Origin of the sequence: Chryseobacterium sp. BIGb0232, assembly GCF_024810195.1 — a bacterium.
Classification (GTDB): domain Bacteria; phylum Bacteroidota; class Bacteroidia; order Flavobacteriales; family Weeksellaceae; genus Chryseobacterium; species Chryseobacterium pennae.
The window spans coordinates 1,098,602-1,116,716 of sequence record NZ_JANUEH010000001.1 but is presented as its reverse complement, the minus strand read 5'-3'; the positions used below and the strand labels follow the sequence as shown (position 1 = coordinate 1,116,716).

Below are 18,115 nucleotides of genomic sequence, written 5' to 3'. Positions count from 1 at the left end.
TATGGAATCAGTTTATTATTTTATAGTAGGTATTACTTTTATATTATCCGTAAGTAGGTCTATATGGCCTGTTGCAATTTTATCTCCTTGTTTTAATCCAGACTTTATGATGTAATTTTTTCCGGATTTTCCCAAGATTTCTATGGGAGTCATTCTAATAACATTTCCGGAAGAAAGCTTGAAAACAAAATATCTGTTTTGAATATCTTTTACGACGTCCATTGGAATAGAAATAACATCATTCAGCTGTTTAGTGAGAACAACTTTTCCAGAAGCACCTGACCGTATAATATGTTGCGGATTAGAAAACACTGCTTTCAAAGCAATGCTACCTGTATTCCGCTCTATATTTCCGCTTCCCATCTCAATTTTTCCAGTATATTGATATAATGAATTGTCAGCAAGTAAGAGCTGTGCTGTTTCTGTTAATTGACCAGATGTTTTATTTTTAATGAATTCAATGAAATCAACTTCGTTTAGAGAAAAATATGCGAAAATGTTATTTATATCGGACAAGGTAGTCAGCGGTAGGGTGTCTGTGGACGAAATCAAATTACCAACTCTGTTTGGAATGCGTCCTATATAACCGCTAACCGGAGCTTTTATTGATGTAAAACCCATATTAATTTGAGTCTCTCCTATTACTGCATGTGCTTGTTTTGCCTGAGCATTGGCTGCGATAAGGTTTGCTTCTGCAGTTTGCAATTGAAGTTCGGTGTAGACTTTTCCCTGTACCAAAGGTTTTATTTTCTGTACTTCAATAGCAGCCGATCTTTGTGTTGCTAGAGAGGACTCATAAGCTGCTTTTGCATTGATTACCTGCTGTTGATATACGTCTGACTTAAGCCGGAATAGTATTTTCCCTTTACTTACATAGTCTCCTTCTTTTACATAAATCTGATCAAGATAGCCTGTTACCTGGGCTCTGATATCTACATTTACAGCACCTTCTATTGCTCCCGGATATTTTTTTTCAATGTTTGCAGTATCTTTTGTAACATTTCTAAAATTTACCTTTAGAAGTACATCGTTCTCATTTTTCACCTGTTTGTTACAAGAGAGCAATAGAATTGGTATGATCAATACCTTTATTAGAATTGAATTCTTCCTTACCATACAAATAAAATTATGTTCACTTCAACTATTTTCAGATACAAAGAACTTAACAATCACAAGTCGAATAGTATTAAAATTACCGAAGCGTATATTTTTAATTCTGAAATTGAAATATCCCTCTCCAAAGCAATTTCATTTTAAATACTAGTTCGTGCTAAAAAAGATAAATGCCTGTCACTAATTAGTTTTCGTAAACTAACATTGTCCGACTTCTGAAATATTCTCTCAGGTTTTTTTCTTGATGCAAAGCTTAAATCTGGTGTTATAAACTAAGTAATCACTGACCATTTATTCTTATTAACTAATAATTTCATTTCAGAAAGGAGATTGTATACTACAGAGGCTAAAATCTATGTTTGGGTTAAAAGAAATTGAACATTGGATTTTTAATTTGGCATTTTTGCAATAAATTAGGAGAGAATACAAACTGTATTTTTAAAGCTCAAAAAATGAAATTACCAAAACGAGAAATTTTTTTTAGTAATACAGTAAAACGTGTTATTATTGTACTATCAGCTTTTATATTAATGTACTTGGTGTCATTTCTTATTGATCCTTACTGTAAAGAATGGCAGTTCTTTTTTGATCAGACATCGATGGATTTATTAAAAGAATTTGGATGTACACTTATTGCATGTATTATAATTACCGAATTCAGTATAACATTCAGTAATAAACTGAATAAATATATACCATGGACCGAGAGCCCAATAAAAAGGCTGGCAGTGGAGTTAACCTTAAATATTGTAATGGTATTAATTGTTAACCTGTTGCTTAGTTTTTACACGATCTCTGATGCCGTGAAGGGGAGAGCTCTAAATATGTCTACTGACGAGGCGAGATCAACGATACAGTGGATATTAATAAGTATGGCTATCTCTATGATGATTATGGCAGTAAACACAGGGAACTATCTGGTTACTAATTGGAAAAATGAATCATTAAAAGCTTCAAAACTCAATCAATTAGCTATGGAATCGGAGCTACAGGCATTAAAACTTCAGATCGACCCTCATTTTGTATTTAACAATCTCAGTGTTCTTTCTGAACTTATTTTGGAAGATCCTAACATGGGGTATGAGTATGCAGAAAATTTTACTAAAATATATCGTTATATGTTGATCAATTCAAAAAAGGATACCATTTCACTTGAAGAAGAAATGAAATTTCTTAATGCTTACATTGTTCTTATAAAATATAGACAAGGGAATGGTGTGTGTTTTAATATAAATATAAGCGATAAAACAAAAAATCTTTCCCTGCCTCCGATGACAATGCAATTATTGGTAGAAAATGCTCTTAAACATAACCGAACTAATAAAAAGCATCCCTTAAAAATCAGGATTTATGATAACGAAAAAGATGAAATAACGATAGAGAATACTTTAATTCCTATGGGAAAAATAATAACCTCATCCAATATAGGATTAAAGAATATACAAAGAAGATATAGCCTTCTTTCAGTGCGAGAGCCAAAGATTAATAATGACGGAGAAAACTTTGTTGTAAAATTACCACTTTTGAAATTATGATTAAAAATATTATAATCATTGAAGACGAAAAGCTGAACGCAGACAGACTTGTTCGATTTTTAAAAATGATAAGACCTACTGCATTAATTGATGCAATAATAGACAGCGTTGAAGATGCTACAGAGTGGTTTATTAAAAATCCTGCTCCAGATCTTGTATTCATGGATATCAGACTCTCAGATGGGTTGAGTTTTGAAATATTGGATAACGTGACTATTAACGCTCCTTTGATTTTTATAACGGCATACGATGAGTATGCTTTAAAAGCTTTCAGAAATAATGGAACAGATTACCTCCTAAAACCAGTAGACAAAATTGAGCTTGAGAAAGCAATCAAAAAAGCAGAAAACTTATTGCCATCCAATCATCAGGATTTGATTGAAAACCTGAAAGAACTCTTAGGGTATAAACAATATCGAAGCCGTTTTCTATTGCCGGTAAAAGATGGGTTTAGATCTATCATTATAAGTGATATACTTTATTTTTATTCTGAGTTCAAGATGTCTAAAGTGAAACTTAAAGACGGCTCAATAGAAACATTCACACAAACTCTAGAAGAACTTGAAAAACAGATTGATCCGAAAATGTTCTTCCGTGCCAATAGACAATTTATTATTAATATTGACAGCATCCATCATATTCATAATTACTTCAACGGAAAACTTAAAGTGGAAATTGACAGGGCTTTAAAGATGGAAATCATAATCAGTAGAGAAAAAGCTCAGTTATTTAAAAATTGGATGGGATTATAAATCAGAAACTTTTAGATTTAAACCTGTTTAAACTTATTTCAGACGAATTTGTATTAATCCTCTACAAAACCAATAACAGGAAATTAGATCTTTTAAAAAAGTCTGCTGATCTCATTATTACAAGAATTAAAAAAATATCATCAGCTCATGAACCTCAATGGGGAACTATGACCGCTACTGAAATGCTTCTTCACTGTAATTCCTGTAACCGAAAAATTTTAGAAGAAAGCAGAGTAAATAAAAAGACTCAAATAAAACAATATCTGTGAGGGCCCTTGCCCTTTACATCGCTCCCAATTTTAAAAAGAATATTGAGGGTGAGCCGGAGCATAACACCAAAGGGAAGGCTGATAATGCACATTTTGAAAAGTATAGAAATGAGTTTATACATTTAATTAGTCAGTTCCCTGTCAATACTCACTCTTTACCCCTTTCTTATCCTGCTTTTGGAACTATTTCAACTCATGAATAGGGAATTTGGAGTGTGAATTTTTATTTTCAGCAATCAATGTTTTTATCTGTTTGCTGTTTTATATTTTGTTATTATACTTATTGATGTCTGAATTTTAAACATAAAAAATCCCAATCATTCATTGACTGGGAGCTTTTATAGATATGAATTTATATGAAACCAAATGGTTGCGCAGATTTTTTAATCACTTTTTTATAGAAAAATGTTGAATATCTGTGTTTATGGACTTTCCAATAGCCCTGATCTTATCATATTGCTGTATATTTATCGCCTCAATTTTATCATCAGAAATACAGAATATATGAAAAAGATGATTGCTATCATAGGCTTTTTAGCAGTGTTGACAGCCTGTAATAAACCTGAAAACAAAGGGCAACAGAAAGAAGAAAAATCATTATCCAGAGAAGAGGAAGTGAAAACAAAAGATAAGGAAACTACCAAAGACAGGATTTCCAACGAAGAAGCTGTAAAATTGGCCGTAAAGCAATTTGAAGCCTATCTACCTAAGATTCTTAAAACCTATGATGACGGGGTAATTGATCTTCAGGACCCTCATGTTGGAGATTTTACCGGTGATGGGATTGATGATGTAGCTATTTACTGGAATATTGCACCAGAAGGTGGAAATGCACTGATAGGGCAAGGATTATCATTGTACAAAAATGATGGGCATAGCGTTAAAGTAATCGCAGGATATGAACCGGATTATCTGTTTGCTTTTGATACCATCAAAAATGGAAAGATCATCGTAGAAAAACTGGAATATACAGAAGAGGATGGAAGATGCTGCCCTTCAATAAAAACTAAACATGCCCTTACAATCAAAGGAAGTAAAGTATATTAAACGAAACGAGCATCTTAAAAATCTGAAAACAATTCAAATTTTTAAGATGTTATTTTCTTTTCCAGAATATTTTTGCCCCATTCATTGATGTTATCCAGCAACGGAATGAATGAAAGGCCCAACGCTGATAAGCTATAGACTGTTTTCACAGGAGGTTTTGTTCCGAAAACAGTTCTGGTAATCAGACCGTCTCTTTCCAATTGCCTCAGCTGAAGACTTAATGTTGTTTCTGTAATAAAAGAAAGCTCTTTTTTTAGCTCTCCAAACCTTTTATCGCCATTTTTTAAGTGACACAAAATAACTCCTTTCCACCTTCCACCTATAAGATCCATGACAAAGCTTACCGCACAGGGGTAAGATTTTTGGTCAATATTGATATAGGAAGTCACACATTTTTTTTCCATCTTTTTATAGTATCTAAATTGATAGTTATTTTATGCTAAGGCTGCAGTTTCTATTTTTACACAATAATAGACATAAAACAAGACATAAAAAAATGTATCAGTTAGCACAAATCAATGTAGCCAGAATGATTGGAGTGAATATCGAAGACCCTGTAATGAAAGAATTTGTTGATTATTTTGACTCGGTAAATCAGCTGGCGGAAGAAAGCAACGGATTTATCTGGAGATTAAAAGATGAAGAGAATAATGCCACCGGTTTTAATCCGTTTAATGATGAACAGATTATCATCAATCTTTCGGTGTGGGAAGATATAAAATCATTGGAACATTTTACTTACAAAACCTTTCATGTTGATTTTTTACGAAGAAGAAAAGAGTGGTTTCACAAGTATGGAAAAGCCTATTATGTCCTGTGGTGGATTAAAAACAATCAATATCCAAGTGTAGAAGAAGCCTTAGAAAGATTAGAGCATCTTCAGAAGAACGGACCATCGGAATATGCCTTTAATTTTCAAACGGTATTTCAGAAACCTGAATTGAATATTGGAGGCTAAGAGTCTAAATTTTGTATCTTGTCCCTTCATTATCCATACAAAATTTTAATATGATGCATCAACTGAGGTTTTTCTTTTTAATAGCAAGTTTTTCATTTTTATTTCAATCATGCCAAAGTCAGGGTTTTGATTTAGAGAAAATAATGCTTCCTGTTAAACAGACCGAATTAAAAACATTGGATTTGAATTCTTATGGAGCAGGAGTAGGGACAGAAGCCGTTCAATATTCTATATACAAAGCTGATGCTGCGAACGATGGCAAACTTCCAGTATATTTTGGCGGAATCAGGATTGAAGATGCTCCGGATTCAGAATATTATACTCCGGGAATGCTTTCTTTTTATGGAAAGGATAACGGGACTCAGTTTGAAGGATTTAAATTAACTCTTGAAAATCCGGATAATTTTCAGAAAATACTGGATTATCTGCTGAACAAGAAAGATAAGTTTAAACTGGTTTTTGATAACGGTAAAGATAATGTGGAAAGAGCCAGAGTTTTTAGTGGTAAACAGAATAATATTACGTATCTGGTGCTGTCTATGGTGAATGAAAAAGGGAAAAAAGTGGGATATGTAGAAGCTATCAGCACTAAAGAAATCCCTTTGCTAACATCCAGATTGGGCGGAGTATTCCAGTACTATAATGATTATCTTGAGTATCGTAAAAATAAGGCGGCTAATTTCAGTTATCTCGATTTTATTAAAGAAACAGATGACAGATTTTATAAGGAAAACAATAATCTGAAATAAATGAAGAATCTGCCATGAGAAGTATTCTGATTTTAATAAGTTGTCTTCTATTTTTTGTCTCCATCTATGGGCAGAAAAATAAGTCTGATGATAAAATATCTACTCAGGATAAGATTCTTTTACAAAAATTCTGGAGAGATTTTACGGATGCGGTTACCAGAAATGATAAAGAAAAAATAAAAACACTTTGTGATTTTCCCTTCTATTGCAGACCTTGTCTTGATTATGTAGAAGCTAAAAACAGCAACTTTGTTACAGTGGAGGTAACCAAGGATTTATTTCAAAAAAAACATTATAAAGTCTTTTTTGAAAAAGAGTTAAAAGCTGAAGTTAAAAAATATCAGAAGTTTACTATGCCGTTTTTTCATCCTTATTTTAATAAAGAAATGAACATACACGGCATTAGTTTTTTATATACGCTGATTCCACCTTCAAAAACATGGGAAGGTACTCAGGGAATGATTAGTTTGGAAAAAAAAGAAGGGAAATTTAAAATAATAGGAATTGACATGATTCCATAATTTAATCAAGTCCAGGATAAAAATGCTTTAAAGCTAAAAATTAAGTCTAGAAATTATCACGCTCCTAAAAAACGATAAGTTGATATTATGATAGTCATTCATGATAAGACTAAAAGTAACTTCCAGCTTGCCTCATCCAGCTTCCTGCCTTAAAAACAACTCATAAACGATGCTGATGAGGCCAAGGCTTTCCTTTCCCTGTTTCACAAAGCAATTTTAAGCTTCTCAGAAACTGTCCCCAGGTATAATTGCATTCAGCGAACATAGGTGAGTAGGTATCCCAATTTTTGTGATGAAAAATTAATAAGGTACCACTGTCATATACTAATTGTTCAATCTGACCTTCCATTTCAGGATGCATTTTGCGTAATGTTTCCTTATCTCCGGATAAAAGATGAAAGGAAATATCAGTTCCAATCCATTCATGAGCACCAGTGATGCAATGCCACTGAATTTCTTCAAAAGGGGTAAGCTTTACAATTTTCATTTCTTTAAAATAATCCGGGCCAAATGAGAATCGGGCAACGCTGTCAACTTCAGTGCTGGCTTTGGTATGGGGAGTCCACCATGCAGATAATCCGGACTGGCTGGCAATGGCGTGGTATACTTTTTCTTTTGAGGAACCAATGAGTATAGCGTGATAAATGTGGGGCATAATTTGTTCTTAGGAGTTGGTTATTAATCTTTTTATTTAAAATTACAAAATAATACTAAAAGTTGAGGTAAATATCTGAGATAATGAACTTTTAGAAACTAATCTGTGGTTCTTATTATAAAAGTTAAAAAAGATTAATAATGAGCTTAAAAAAAGATTAGTAAGCCTTTTTTTGTAATTTCGTGTTCATAAAAACAATTCTGACAGTATAAAACGAATATTCTTGTTTGTTTTAGATCAGCGTTTTTTATACCATGTAAACCAAATTAAAGTATGAAGTATTTTTCTATTGTATTCACAATCATTCTATTTCAGGCCTGTCATAAGAAAAAGGAAGAAAAGCAGGTGTCACCCCAAACCGAACTAAAGGAAGCTAAAGGTAAAACGGATTCAACAGTACAGGATATTCGCCAGACGGCAGAAATAATTGGCGATGGAAAGGATGACGTGATGTTGGCTGAAGACATCCGGTTCAATGGTAAAACAAAACGGATTTTTGATATCAAGGATTTTGAAAAAAAATTTGGAAAAGCGGACAGTACCAAGCTGATGGCTGATGAGCAGCCATGTTCCTACATTTTTGAAGAAGGAGATGTAAATGATAAATATCTATATAAAAACGGATCATGTTTTGAAAACAGCAAACAACAAGTAGGAGTTAGCAGCTTTAGGTTTATCAAGGGAAATTTTATTCTGTATAAAGGAATCAGAATAGATTCAAATACTACGTTGGAGGATATCAAAAAGATATTTCCGAATTCAGTACGAAACATGAGTCATTTGGAAACCTATGATGAGGGAGAACTTCCGATGATCACATTAAGGGAGGATAAAGAAGGAATTTCAGACGGACATATTAATATATCCTTTAAGAACAATAAGGTATATTCAATCTGGTGGTGGTTTCCTTGTTAAAAAAGCTGAGCCCAACAATTGATCAATCGGAAGTAAAAAGAGAATTAATACAATGGAAAATATAGGTGAATTTTCTGCAGACGGCTATGGCATGGCAATTATTTCAACAGATCTGTTTACAGAATATCTAAAGGAAAAGAAATGCCGAGGGAAAAAGTTGCTGTCTTATTTTGATAAGCATAAAGAACTTTTTTTGAGCTCCATTAAAGAGGGGCGGTTTCTGCCTTTCTATCAGATCAGTGTTTTCGAATATACAATTTTTATTTCTGTAGATGAAGAAAGTGTAGAATTACCACAGGGATATGATGAGGTTTTTAGATATAACAACTTTTTTCTTGAAGTGGGTGATTTGGGTCGGATTTGTTTTGCCAGCTTTGATTATCTGGAATACCGTCTGGAAAATATCAAACAGAATATAACAGATAAGGAAGATCAGATCCCGACAGGAGCAGACGGACATATTGAATCTTATTTTCCTGCAAAAGGTTTTGATCTGTCCAAAGGAATTTATGAGTTTGATCTGGTAGGATTGGAACGAACAAAAAAATTGGAAAGGGAAAGTAAAAATTATGCCTATGTTTTTATTTTTCGCAGCAATGAAAAAGCAGACAATCATAATTTTGAAAAAGCAGACAATGATACCCATCGCTTTGATATTCCGGGTTATAAAGCACAGCTGAATACGAAGAATGAATACAAATAAAATCACCAAAAAATAGTAAAATGAAATTGACAAAATACCTCTCCATATTATTTCTAGCCGGATTACAGTTGGTCTGTTATGGGCAAACAAAATCAGTGAATCCGCAACTGCAAAAAAAAGCGGAAGCATTTACTCAAAAAATAATTCATCTGATTACTCAGAAAGATTATGCAGCATTAAATCAGTTAACAACTAAAAAAGTGTATTGTTCCTTGTGCTTTGAAACAGCACCGGAAAAAAACTATTTTGTGGGGAAGGATGCTTTCTATCAAAAACATGTTGACACTATCTTTAACAAAGAATTATTGGAAAGACTGAACCGGAATGAAACAAAGTTTTCTTTTGACGGATCTGATCCGGGATTTAAAGACAGAACTTATATTGTATTATACACGACGCAACGCCGGAATGAATTTGGAGACGGACATGAAGGGGCTCAATTTGTCTTTTGGTTAAAAGAAGAAAAAGGAACATTTAAGCTATCCGGAATAGAAACGATACCTTAGCAAAAATAAAAAATGATTCAAATGCTGAAAATACTATTATTTCTATGGTTACCCATCAGTATCATGCTGGCCTGCAACTGTACTAAAGGTAAAAATGATGACCATAAAAACGTTATTATTTCAAAAATACATCACAAAAGTGGTCCTAAGGATACAGATACACTATGGGTTTCCCAGAATGATTCTACTGTTTTCAGAAAAGAAGATGTGATGATAAAGTACCCTGAGAGTCATCCTAAATTAACGGTACGTTATACCCTGATAAATCCTAAAAATGATGCCTATTATTTCATTTACAATGATAAACAGCAGCTGATAGAAGAAGGAAAATATACGGCTCAGTACACATATGAAGGGATCTCCTATAACGAGGGCAATTTTTATAACCTCAAGAGGTATTCCTATAAAAAGAACGGAAACCTCCAAACGAAACACTATCAGGAAGACGGAAGAAATCTTAAGACTGAGTTTTTCAATAATGATGGGCAGTTGACTGAAATAAAATACTTCAACAAAAAATCTTCAGATATAGAAAAAGTAGAGATCTATAAAAAAGGAAAATTAAAAGAAACCAGGATCTATAAAAGTTTTAATACTTATAATACTGTGAAGGCTGGAGAATAGTTTTCAATTCCGATTCAGCAGTAAAACAGAAAATGAATGCAGTCTGATTACAGATTACGTGCTGTAGCAATAATCCAGCTGCAGAAGCCATCACCACCGCCCCATAAACAGGCAAGATATAAAGCCGGAAATATAAAACACAAAAGAAAAGGAAGGTCGGTAAGCGCTGTTCTATACTCTTTCTTTCTCAGTCTGATGATAAAATCTGTCAAAAAGCCAATAAATAATACGAATAAAATAAATGTCAGCAGAAATGCTATCCCTAGGCCAGCATCTGTAGGGTGCTCCCTTTCACGGTTATTCTGAAAAGCGATTTCTGCAAAAATATAGAGACTCACCAAGGGAATGGCTGTAATGAGAAGCCTTTTCAAAAAAAGTTTAAAGATTTTCATAAGAGTATTGTATTGAACTTTAAATTAATATTTCTAAGACTTTTTAGGTCTTATGAGGTAATAGAGTTGATGTTCTTCATCAATTAACAGCATATAGTCTCCGTTTTTAGGCTGGTATACAAAATAAGAAAAAGGATCCCTGAGATAATTGTCAGGACGTTCTATGAAAACATTCTGTTTATAATGCAGGGTTTTCTTTGGCATATTAATGGAAAAATAGGATGTTCCAGACCATCCACGGTTACCTGATCCATTTCCGCTTCCCCAGCTGAAGTTTTTTAGGCTCCAGAAAGTGCGGGCATTCCATTTTTCTTTTTGAACATGATCTCTTTTGATAAGTCCTGAAGATTTATCTATCTCATACCCTGAATTACTGAAATCAATAGCTTTTTTATTAAGTGTATTTTTAGGATAGCCATGCCAGTCTTTTTCAGCATAAAAATAATTCCAGATATTATCTTTAAATACAGTCAGTTTATACTTGTATTCATTCTCCGGTGATTCGGAATGAATAATATCATCATACATATAATCTCTGTTTGCAGTGATATCTTCCGTTTCTGCCACCGAAAATATTTTAGCATCATCTAAATTTTTATACGGATAATGAGTGGTGTCACCATCCTTCATCCAGTTACTGTAGGTATTCTGATCTACATCTACAATATAATCATTGAAAGTCTGATAATTATGCACCCCATTTTCAGTATTGTATTGATATTGAAGGCTGTCTGTTATCTGACCCTTTAGGTTTATTTTATACCATGTGTAGGTATTGGCAGCACCTGCTTTTTCCGAATCCCGGTCTCTTTTGGTAATGATCACAATGGTACTGTCATTTTCCTGAATTACAGGTTCGTGGATGCCATATGATATTTTAATGATTTCATAGTCAGTATCTTTCAGATTATCCAGGGTAGAGTATGATTTATATTGTTCCGGAAGTTTTTCAGATCTCAGTTTATATCGTTGATAATACATTTCGGCGTCTGGTAAAAGGATTACCGCAATGAGGATAATACCCCAGAGTATAACAGATTTTTTTTTAAGATTGAATTTCATCGTGTTGGTTTTTTAGTTTTTTATATCAGATTAAGCATAAGATATAATCGGAAAGATTATAAAATAGTGCACGGATTGTGTTATCCTGGTTCTAATATTTTTGAGGGAAAGCAAAATACAATAAAATAAAGAATATTGAAAATAAAATGTTGTCTAACCTATAAAATTAAAGAATCACCTGTTTTCACGGAGCTTATTATTCAGCAATACCAATAATTTCTTTTTTCCGGTTTCCAAAACATCCGTATCAATCATTAGGATATCAGGTTTTGGAGAAAAAATACTTTTGATAAAATGCAGCAGCTTGTTTTTATCTTTATATTTTTCCAGGTTTTTGGGCTTGATAAAGATATGGTTAGATCTGTAAAAACCTGATTCAAAACTTTCAATTTCCTTCCAGCTTAAAAATAGCGGACTTGACAGAGTAGAATTCAGGATACCTTTATCATTCATTTCCAATCCCGAAGTACCGCTGTTAGCTCTGGTCAGTTGCCTGTATCGGATGTAAAGGATATATAATATGATAGAAATCCATAAGACCGAAATCAATTGTATGATAAAATCCTCGTTCATCAGTAAGTAAACAAAAAAAGAGATCCCCAGCAGACAAAGGATAATGCTGATGATAATATTGCTTTTTCTGAATTTAATTTTGGTCATGTGTTTTCTTTCAGATCAAATTATAAAACCTGTTGAGGTATTTATTTTGAAATATACTGTATCTGCAGATTATTGTATTCATTATTATTGAATGCTTTTACAACTACTAATTTTGCTGTTTTGGAAGCCGTGTCAAAAACTTCAATTCCCTGTTTGGTAACATATATAAAATGAGTTTTATCGATAGATTTTATATCAGAGACTGGAATGTTTTTCACACGGAATTCTGTGTAATTTTCCCCATTAGTATCCATATAAAAAATATCTTTTGCAGTATTACCAATGATTTTATCGCCACTAATTGTCCAGTTCTTTATTTCTGAGGGTGAAATTTTTCTCCATTTCATTTTTCCATCATCAGCATTGATCGTAAAAAGACAAGTCTTACCATCAATAGGAAGCCCGAATTCTACATATAAAGTACCATCTTCCAAAAAGAATTTGTTGCTTTTGTGTGAACCATAAGTTTTATCCTGGAATACCCATTTGAAAACTTTTGGGTTTTTAATAAAGGTGTTATTAGGGTCAGAAATATCTCCATCAGGCAGATTGCCATCTTTGTTAAGGTGTAAAGCATAAATATTCCCACCATCTTCAGCAATAAACAGATTCTCTCCATCAGTCTGGATCTGACTGTATGTAGTATTGGTAAACTGATTAGATTCATGATGCTGTTTTGGTTGGCCGGCTATTTCCACATTGCCGTCAAACATTCCGTAGGAAGTATCCGTACCACTTGGCCTGCTGTATTTGTTAAGGAAAACAGCAGAGTTCACAAAATAAGAATCACGGTATTTTACAGGCGCAAAATAATTGTATACTGTGGGCAATTCACTCAGCCATGTTCTTTCTCCTTTCTCCCTGTTGAAATTGTATAGCCACGCACGCTTTACATATTCCGGTTGCCCGGCAGATACCATCAGGATATTCTCACCATCCACCAAAGGCTTAGCCATGAATAAAGGAACTAAGGGGCGCAGTACTGCAGCTTCAGCATTCCTGTCATTGCTTATACTCATTGGAGTTCCCTCATTTCCATAAATCTGTTGCTGCCAGATAATTTTTCCGGTATTAAGATCAAAATTGATGAACTTTCCACTTTCAAAAGGCATAAAAATATTCTGTCCGTCCAAAGTAAAAAGGTTCCTGTTACCAGCAGAATCTATCGGGCTTTTATATTGCCAGGCAATCCTGTTTTTATCAAGATCAAAATTAAAAATATTCCCTTCTGTAGCTACAAGTAGAGTTGTGTGTTCCACCTTACTTGGAGTTGCTTTCTGGGTATTGTTATGACAGCTCCAGAGAACTGATGCTGAAATAAGGAGTATTAGTTTTTTGATTTTGTTCATGGATGTTTTATTTCAAAAGTTTCAAAAGTTCTGCATTTTTATTGGCTTTGGCCATTTGTAGGGCTGTTTTCCCTGAAACGGTTCCGTTATCAGTTTCAAAAGTGATTCTTGATTTTTTATCAGCTCCCTGAGACAGAAGGTATTTTGCAATTTCAGTGTCATTCTTTTCTACAGCCAATAATAAAGCATTGTATCCGTCATAGTCAAAGAAATCCATAGGGGAATTCTTTTTCTTAAGCGGAAGCTTTTTGATGAATTCCAGATCCTTGCTTTTTACAGCAAGCAATAAAAGTTTTCCCGGATCTTCATTATCAATGATCTGTGGCTGGTGATTCAGATAGAGTTCTTTTGCAATTTCAAAATTTTCATAGAAGATAGCAGTGTATAATGCATTTTTCGCATAAGCTCCTTTTTGGATAAGATAGAAAGTAATTTCCGGACTTCCATATTCAATAGCACCATCTACCAATTTTTTTTCCGCAGTGATGTTGGCTCCTTTCTCTACCAAATATTTAACCATAGGGAAATTCTTTTTCCAGATAGCTGCCAATACAGGTGCTGTTTGTTCAGGAAGTGTGGTTTTAATTGGAAATCCCTGATCTACTATTTTCTTTACCAATGGAAAATTATTCTCACGGATAGCGGTATAGAAAGCATCAATCTGCTGTTTGTTTTGGGCACTTAATAATGAAGATAAACATAAGATAACGGATATTCCGAACTTTTTCATTTCAGATATAGTTTTAATAGGGGATAAAAAATAATTAATTTCAGAGATTACGGTAAACAGGAGGTTTATATGATTTCATTTTTCCATTCCTGAGCCAGCACTTCCACATAATCTACAAAACTGGTGATATTATGGAATGTATGAAAAGTATATTCCGGCTGATTTTCAAGAAAATCTACATTGTCAAAAGCATGATCATGGGAGAAAAGAAAAACTTCTTTTGTTTGGGGCTCATATACAGTAGTTGCGCCATTAGCTTCTACTACAAAGCTGATGAAGTTTTTATAATCCATTGGCGGCTTGTTCTCATCGCTGCATTGTTCCTCGTAATAGTCGTTCCAATCATTAATTCCTGCTGAACATTCTGATCCTGTAAACATAAACTCCTGATTATTTGAAAAACTTGGATCAGGCTGATTAAAAGACTCCCGGATACCGCCAATTTCGTTGAGTAACAGTTTGTGTTCTTCAATAAAAGGAAGGGGTGAGGTAAAATCAGATTCTGCTTTGGTTAACCAACCGAAAATTTCATTGTTTTTATTGGTCCAGGAAATAAGATGATGAGGCTGATGATCAATATCCAAGCTCAGAACCCTTGCCTGAGTAATTAACTCTGTAAGAATGGGAAAGGTATCTGTAAACTTTGAGGATAATCTGATTTCCGTTTCTGAAACGGCATCAATTTGAGAAGGGTGAATAAGCCACGACAAATGTTCTTTAAAAGCTTCAAAATCTGTATTCATGATGTAATTTGATAGTCAAAGATACAGCTTTTACAGTGAATAAAAGGGAGAAAACAGGCAAACCCATGATGAAAAAGCAGTCCACCACAGGTTTGATCGTAAAGTGATTAATCAGATTAAAGGATTTCCACTTCTTCCGGAACCATAAACAGAATAATACATCCATTTTCTGACTGCACGGAATGTTTGAAGTTGGGAGGCGTGTACAGATAATCTCCCTTTTCCAGATTTCCGCCTGCGATAGTTGCATCACCTTCCAGAATGAAAAGTTCTTCACCTGCTGGATGGTTATGATAAGGATAGCTTGCTCCCGGGTCAAATTTTAAAAGGATGGTGGTAGATCTGTTTTGCTCAGGATCAAATTTTAAGGACTTTACAAAAATACCTTCATAATGAACTCCTTTCTCAATTAAAGGCTGCCATTCTTTTTGTCCGGTTTTTACAATGTAATTGTTGATGTTTGTGCTCATGATATAGTATGTTTTAAATTATTATTCGTGTGAAAATTGATCTAAAGACCATAAATAGCGGGGAAAGGTACTCAGTAAAAAAGCTCCCGCACTGAATACAAAAACAGAATAATCCAAAGCCTCTTTACATCCGAAAGAAATACTCATGGCAGTTCCAAACAGGAAAGTAAGAACAGATGCGGCGAGTGATGTTGTACGCACCTGATAGCCTGTCAGCAGTAAAATACCAATAATTAATTCTGCAGTAGTAGATAATACAGCAAGGGTTGGCGCCCATGAAGAAGGGAAAAATGAATTCACTTCAGCAGTATAGCTCACAAAGTTTTTCCATCCTGAAGAGTGTGTTCCCCAAAGATTAAGCCGGCTGGCTACAGCAGATAAAAATCCGGATGCTAATGCTATTCTTAATAAAAAAACTGCGATGTCCTGTCTTGTTTTCATGAAGTAATTTTTAGGTCTTAATGACAGGTACAAAGTTCAGAGAAAGAGCTCGCCTAAAGAATAGACGATTCCGGGAAAAGCATAGAATATTTGACTGATTTTGGAATTCAGGTAAATCAATTATATTGGATCAGTTCCAAAATCCGGAAGTGTAATACTGTCTGTATGTGGTTGATTTTTTAATGGAAACACAAGGCTTTAAAAAACTTATGTTAGATTTTCACGAGGCAAAGCTGGAATCGGCTGGATAACATTCGCTTCAGCAAAATCGATTACTAATGGATTAAACTCTTTATATTAATAAAATAAAATAGCTTCTATAGGCTTCAGAAACTTCCCGCTTCCAACATCCGGCTTCCTGCTTTTACACTTAACTCTTCACAGACTTTTGATAGTCTTTGGGAGAAAGGGAAGTATGTTTTTTAAAGAAATTAGAAAAGTAAAAAGGATCATTGAACCCAAGTTGGTAGGCAATTTCTTTAACGCTCAGTTTTTCATAAAGCAACAACCTTTTTGCCTCGGAAATGGTAAGACTATAGATCACATTTTGGGCAGTTTTATTGGTATGAAGTTTAGAAACTTCATTCAGTTTAGCCTCAGTGGTTGTCAATGCATCTGCATGGTAGGATACAGGATGGTTATTGGAGAAGTTATTACGGACACTCTCTAAAAACTTAAGAAACAAAGCATCCGGCTTCCAGATTTCATCACCATTGGCAATTTTAGAACGATTAATCTCTACCAAAAGTAATTCTACCAAAGAATGAGTTGAGGTCAGGTATTGGTAGGGTTTTTCGTGGATTTCCTTTTCAATCAGGTTGAGAGTATCTGTAAAAAAATCTGGGTGCTGAACGGTAATCATTTCATTCATTCCAAAGTGACAGAACAATCCGTTGTGGAAAATCAACTCAATATCACTATCGCTTTTACAGAAAAAATCTAAGGTAAATTCTAGGGCTGTGAGTTCTCCACTCACAGTAATCAGCTGGTGAAACTGTCCGGAAGTAATGGTAATGGTTTGACTGCTTTTCAGGAGAAAAGTATTCTCGTCAATCAGAATTTCAGCAGTTCCGGTATTGCACCAGAACAAAGTATACTTTACCACCCGTCTTGGAGCCGGATATCCTTCCTGATGAGAATATTTTTTTACTTCAATCATTTTTATTCATTATAAGTTTCCGGGAGTAGATTGGGATAAAATCTTTTGACTAAAGTACAAAAAGTAGCAAAGCTTAATGTTTTATGTTGATATCAATTTCGTTAATCTGTTTTATCATGTAAGCAATATTTTCTTGAGTGGTTATTTTGTATCCCATATCTTCAATTTGTTCCAATTGAATTTTAGTCAGATTGTCTGGAGCATTTTTATCTTTTAATAAGAAATCTCTGAGGGAAATTATATCCTTGGAAGAGTAAACTTCCTTTTTTAAAAAATCAGCAATGTTTCCACTATGCCCTATACATCCCATTTTATAGTTCATTATTAAGGGCTTTTGAAAATATAATTTATAAAGTTCAAGGAACCGTTTATCATTTCTTTTAAAGAGTTCTTGACTTGAATACAGCCTTAGTGCATTGCTGCCGTTTTTAGCAAAATAATACAATTCGTCATTATTGGCAATTTTAGCTAATTTTTTAAATTGATTGTAAATTTTACTTTCTCTACCATCTACATCAATATGGGCGGATTCAGCATGAGAAATACTTTCTAATGGTTGGGCCAAGGCTCTGACTTTATCAGAAATTTGACCTTTATACCATGATAAATTAAGGATAATGAGAAAAAAACAAAGATATTTAGGCATTGTTTACTAATTAAATGCTAAAAGTAATTAAAATAAATAAATGCAACTATTCCTGATACAATTTCAGTATTTATGAGTTATAAGAAAGGCGAAGAAAACAGCCTTCTCCGCCTTTA

Annotated in this window: 25 protein-coding genes; 12 read left to right on the top strand and 13 right to left on the bottom strand. The window is 33.9% G+C overall.

From position 1 onward, the window contains the following. Positions 1–15 precede the first annotated feature (15 nt). Positions 16–1,044 carry an efflux RND transporter periplasmic adaptor subunit gene (locus M2372_RS04845; RefSeq protein WP_228455621.1) on the bottom strand — a complete coding sequence of 343 codons (1,029 nt, stop codon included), beginning with the start codon at positions 1,042–1,044 and terminating at the stop codon, positions 16–18. Between the two features lie 521 nt (positions 1,045–1,565). Here M2372_RS04845 and M2372_RS04840 point away from each other — a divergent pair. The 5 genes from M2372_RS04840 (at position 1,566) to M2372_RS04820 (ending at position 4,716) form a co-directional block, all read left to right on the top strand. Continuing rightward, complete coding sequence (locus M2372_RS04840) at positions 1,566–2,648, top strand: sensor histidine kinase (protein ID WP_123318132.1); 1,083 nt, start codon at positions 1,566–1,568, stop codon at positions 2,646–2,648. Continuing rightward, positions 2,645–3,400, top strand: coding sequence for a LytTR family DNA-binding domain-containing protein (locus M2372_RS04835; RefSeq protein WP_123318133.1), 756 nt, complete (start codon positions 2,645–2,647; stop codon positions 3,398–3,400). The genes M2372_RS04840 and M2372_RS04835 overlap by 4 nt, the downstream gene beginning before the upstream one ends. After that, positions 3,385–3,669: a hypothetical protein gene (locus tag M2372_RS04830; protein ID WP_228455622.1), complete on the top strand. Its 285-nt coding sequence runs from the start codon at positions 3,385–3,387 to the stop codon at positions 3,667–3,669. The genes M2372_RS04835 and M2372_RS04830 overlap by 16 nt, the downstream gene beginning before the upstream one ends. Then, entirely contained in the window at positions 3,666–3,872 is a 207-nt protein-coding gene (locus M2372_RS04825; RefSeq protein WP_228455623.1) for a hypothetical protein, read from the top strand. The genes M2372_RS04830 and M2372_RS04825 overlap by 4 nt, the downstream gene beginning before the upstream one ends. Positions 3,873–4,074: 202 nt before the next feature. Next, positions 4,075–4,716, top strand: a complete 642-nt coding sequence (locus M2372_RS04820) for a membrane lipoprotein lipid attachment site-containing protein (RefSeq protein ID WP_228455624.1) — start codon at positions 4,075–4,077, stop codon at positions 4,714–4,716. 41 nt (positions 4,717–4,757) lie between these two features. Here M2372_RS04820 and M2372_RS04815 read toward each other — a convergent pair whose 3' ends face one another. Further along, positions 4,758–5,120 (bottom strand): helix-turn-helix domain-containing protein, encoded by a 363-nt coding sequence (locus M2372_RS04815; protein ID WP_123318134.1) that lies wholly within the window; start codon positions 5,118–5,120, stop codon positions 4,758–4,760. A 92-nt stretch (positions 5,121–5,212) separates the two neighbouring features. Here M2372_RS04815 and M2372_RS04810 point away from each other — a divergent pair, with 92 nt between their 5' ends. The 3 genes from M2372_RS04810 (at position 5,213) to M2372_RS04800 (ending at position 6,944) form a co-directional block, all read left to right on the top strand. Further along, entirely contained in the window at positions 5,213–5,674 is a 462-nt protein-coding gene (locus M2372_RS04810) for a DUF3291 domain-containing protein (protein WP_123318135.1), read from the top strand. Between the two features lie 143 nt (positions 5,675–5,817). Next, a complete protein-coding gene (locus M2372_RS04805; protein WP_148060703.1) occupies positions 5,818–6,423 on the top strand; it encodes a hypothetical protein in 606 nt (201 codons plus the stop codon). Positions 6,424–6,437: 14 nt separating this feature from the next. Next, the gene (locus M2372_RS04800; protein WP_123318137.1) at positions 6,438–6,944 is read left to right on the top strand and encodes a hypothetical protein; all 507 of its coding nucleotides are present in this window, start codon (positions 6,438–6,440) and stop codon (positions 6,942–6,944) included. A gap of 160 nt (positions 6,945–7,104) precedes the next feature. On the opposite strand, the gene M2372_RS04795 is transcribed toward M2372_RS04800, so the two are convergent. Next, positions 7,105–7,599, bottom strand: a complete 495-nt coding sequence (locus tag M2372_RS04795) for an SRPBCC domain-containing protein (protein WP_123318138.1) — start codon at positions 7,597–7,599, stop codon at positions 7,105–7,107. A gap of 273 nt (positions 7,600–7,872) precedes the next feature. Between M2372_RS04795 and M2372_RS04790 the strand changes: the two genes are divergently transcribed. From M2372_RS04790 to M2372_RS04775, 4 genes are read left to right on the top strand one after another with little or no spacing between them, the layout of a single operon-like run. Then, positions 7,873–8,514 carry a hypothetical protein gene (locus M2372_RS04790; protein WP_123318139.1) on the top strand — a complete coding sequence of 214 codons (642 nt, stop codon included), beginning with the start codon at positions 7,873–7,875 and terminating at the stop codon, positions 8,512–8,514. Positions 8,515–8,566: 52 nt separating this feature from the next. Continuing rightward, positions 8,567–9,217, top strand: a complete 651-nt coding sequence (locus tag M2372_RS04785; protein ID WP_123318140.1) for a hypothetical protein — start codon at positions 8,567–8,569, stop codon at positions 9,215–9,217. Positions 9,218–9,237: 20 nt separating this feature from the next. Continuing rightward, complete coding sequence (locus tag M2372_RS04780) at positions 9,238–9,723, top strand: hypothetical protein (protein ID WP_148060704.1); 486 nt, start codon at positions 9,238–9,240, stop codon at positions 9,721–9,723. A 21-nt stretch (positions 9,724–9,744) separates the two neighbouring features. After that, positions 9,745–10,347, top strand: a complete 603-nt coding sequence (locus M2372_RS04775; RefSeq protein ID WP_228455625.1) for a hypothetical protein — start codon at positions 9,745–9,747, stop codon at positions 10,345–10,347. A gap of 47 nt (positions 10,348–10,394) precedes the next feature. Here the strand turns inward: M2372_RS04775 and M2372_RS04770 are convergent, their stop codons facing one another. From M2372_RS04770 to M2372_RS04725, 10 genes are all read right to left on the bottom strand, one after another. Then, the gene (locus M2372_RS04770) at positions 10,395–10,739 is read right to left on the bottom strand and encodes a hypothetical protein (protein ID WP_123318143.1); all 345 of its coding nucleotides are present in this window, start codon (positions 10,737–10,739) and stop codon (positions 10,395–10,397) included. A gap of 33 nt (positions 10,740–10,772) precedes the next feature. Further along, positions 10,773–11,801, bottom strand: a complete 1,029-nt coding sequence (locus M2372_RS04765; protein WP_123318144.1) for a hypothetical protein — start codon at positions 11,799–11,801, stop codon at positions 10,773–10,775. Positions 11,802–11,975: 174 nt separating this feature from the next. Continuing rightward, positions 11,976–12,461 (bottom strand): hypothetical protein, encoded by a 486-nt coding sequence (locus M2372_RS04760; protein WP_123318145.1) that lies wholly within the window; start codon positions 12,459–12,461, stop codon positions 11,976–11,978. A 41-nt stretch (positions 12,462–12,502) separates the two neighbouring features. Then, positions 12,503–13,810: a PQQ-binding-like beta-propeller repeat protein gene (locus M2372_RS04755; protein ID WP_228455626.1), complete on the bottom strand. Its 1,308-nt coding sequence runs from the start codon at positions 13,808–13,810 to the stop codon at positions 12,503–12,505. Positions 13,811–13,817: 7 nt separating this feature from the next. Further along, positions 13,818–14,540: an ankyrin repeat domain-containing protein gene (locus tag M2372_RS04750; RefSeq protein WP_123318146.1), complete on the bottom strand. Its 723-nt coding sequence runs from the start codon at positions 14,538–14,540 to the stop codon at positions 13,818–13,820. 65 nt (positions 14,541–14,605) lie between these two features. Further along, complete coding sequence (locus M2372_RS04745; RefSeq protein ID WP_123318147.1) at positions 14,606–15,283, bottom strand: hypothetical protein; 678 nt, start codon at positions 15,281–15,283, stop codon at positions 14,606–14,608. Positions 15,284–15,399: 116 nt separating this feature from the next. Next, positions 15,400–15,753: a cupin domain-containing protein gene (locus M2372_RS04740; protein WP_123318148.1), complete on the bottom strand. Its 354-nt coding sequence runs from the start codon at positions 15,751–15,753 to the stop codon at positions 15,400–15,402. A 21-nt stretch (positions 15,754–15,774) separates the two neighbouring features. Further along, complete coding sequence (locus M2372_RS04735; protein WP_123318149.1) at positions 15,775–16,194, bottom strand: DoxX family membrane protein; 420 nt, start codon at positions 16,192–16,194, stop codon at positions 15,775–15,777. A gap of 370 nt (positions 16,195–16,564) precedes the next feature. Then, positions 16,565–17,353, bottom strand: a complete 789-nt coding sequence (locus M2372_RS04730; RefSeq protein ID WP_123318150.1) for an AraC family transcriptional regulator — start codon at positions 17,351–17,353, stop codon at positions 16,565–16,567. A gap of 73 nt (positions 17,354–17,426) precedes the next feature. Continuing rightward, on the bottom strand, positions 17,427–17,999 hold the full coding sequence (locus tag M2372_RS04725) for a hypothetical protein (RefSeq protein ID WP_123318151.1): 573 nt from the start codon (positions 17,997–17,999) through the stop codon (positions 17,427–17,429). Between the last annotated feature and the right edge of the window lie 116 nt (positions 18,000–18,115).

What these genes read in the sequence shown, in the direction of transcription:
- M2372_RS04785 (WP_123318140.1), top strand. Translation starts at nt 8,567, where the DNA reads ATGGAAAATATAGGTGAATTTTCTGCAGACGGCTATGGCATGGCAATT.
- M2372_RS04780 (WP_148060704.1), top strand. Translation starts at nt 9,238, where the DNA reads ATGAAATTGACAAAATACCTCTCCATATTATTTCTAGCCGGATTACAG.
- M2372_RS04765 (WP_123318144.1), bottom strand. Translation starts at nt 11,801, where the DNA reads ATGAAATTCAATCTTAAAAAAAAATCTGTTATACTCTGGGGTATTATC.
- M2372_RS04775 (WP_228455625.1), top strand. Translation starts at nt 9,745, where the DNA reads ATGCTGAAAATACTATTATTTCTATGGTTACCCATCAGTATCATGCTG.
- M2372_RS04745 (WP_123318147.1), bottom strand. Translation starts at nt 15,283, where the DNA reads ATGAATACAGATTTTGAAGCTTTTAAAGAACATTTGTCGTGGCTTATT.
- M2372_RS04750 (WP_123318146.1), bottom strand. Translation starts at nt 14,540, where the DNA reads ATGAAAAAGTTCGGAATATCCGTTATCTTATGTTTATCTTCATTATTA.
- M2372_RS04725 (WP_123318151.1), bottom strand. Translation starts at nt 17,999, where the DNA reads ATGCCTAAATATCTTTGTTTTTTTCTCATTATCCTTAATTTATCATGG.
- M2372_RS04735 (WP_123318149.1), bottom strand. Translation starts at nt 16,194, where the DNA reads ATGAAAACAAGACAGGACATCGCAGTTTTTTTATTAAGAATAGCATTA.
- M2372_RS04800 (WP_123318137.1), top strand. Translation starts at nt 6,438, where the DNA reads ATGAGAAGTATTCTGATTTTAATAAGTTGTCTTCTATTTTTTGTCTCC.
- M2372_RS04805 (WP_148060703.1), top strand. Translation starts at nt 5,818, where the DNA reads ATGCTTCCTGTTAAACAGACCGAATTAAAAACATTGGATTTGAATTCT.
- M2372_RS04770 (WP_123318143.1), bottom strand. Translation starts at nt 10,739, where the DNA reads ATGAAAATCTTTAAACTTTTTTTGAAAAGGCTTCTCATTACAGCCATT.
- M2372_RS04815 (WP_123318134.1), bottom strand. Translation starts at nt 5,120, where the DNA reads ATGGAAAAAAAATGTGTGACTTCCTATATCAATATTGACCAAAAATCT.
- M2372_RS04740 (WP_123318148.1), bottom strand. Translation starts at nt 15,753, where the DNA reads ATGAGCACAAACATCAACAATTACATTGTAAAAACCGGACAAAAAGAA.
- M2372_RS04835 (WP_123318133.1), top strand. Translation starts at nt 2,645, where the DNA reads ATGATTAAAAATATTATAATCATTGAAGACGAAAAGCTGAACGCAGAC.
- M2372_RS04795 (WP_123318138.1), bottom strand. Translation starts at nt 7,599, where the DNA reads ATGCCCCACATTTATCACGCTATACTCATTGGTTCCTCAAAAGAAAAA.
- M2372_RS04790 (WP_123318139.1), top strand. Translation starts at nt 7,873, where the DNA reads ATGAAGTATTTTTCTATTGTATTCACAATCATTCTATTTCAGGCCTGT.
- M2372_RS04810 (WP_123318135.1), top strand. Translation starts at nt 5,213, where the DNA reads ATGTATCAGTTAGCACAAATCAATGTAGCCAGAATGATTGGAGTGAAT.
- M2372_RS04730 (WP_123318150.1), bottom strand. Translation starts at nt 17,353, where the DNA reads ATGATTGAAGTAAAAAAATATTCTCATCAGGAAGGATATCCGGCTCCA.
- M2372_RS04755 (WP_228455626.1), bottom strand. Translation starts at nt 13,810, where the DNA reads ATGAACAAAATCAAAAAACTAATACTCCTTATTTCAGCATCAGTTCTC.
- M2372_RS04760 (WP_123318145.1), bottom strand. Translation starts at nt 12,461, where the DNA reads ATGACCAAAATTAAATTCAGAAAAAGCAATATTATCATCAGCATTATC.
- M2372_RS04840 (WP_123318132.1), top strand. Translation starts at nt 1,566, where the DNA reads ATGAAATTACCAAAACGAGAAATTTTTTTTAGTAATACAGTAAAACGT.
- M2372_RS04820 (WP_228455624.1), top strand. Translation starts at nt 4,075, where the DNA reads ATGTTGAATATCTGTGTTTATGGACTTTCCAATAGCCCTGATCTTATC.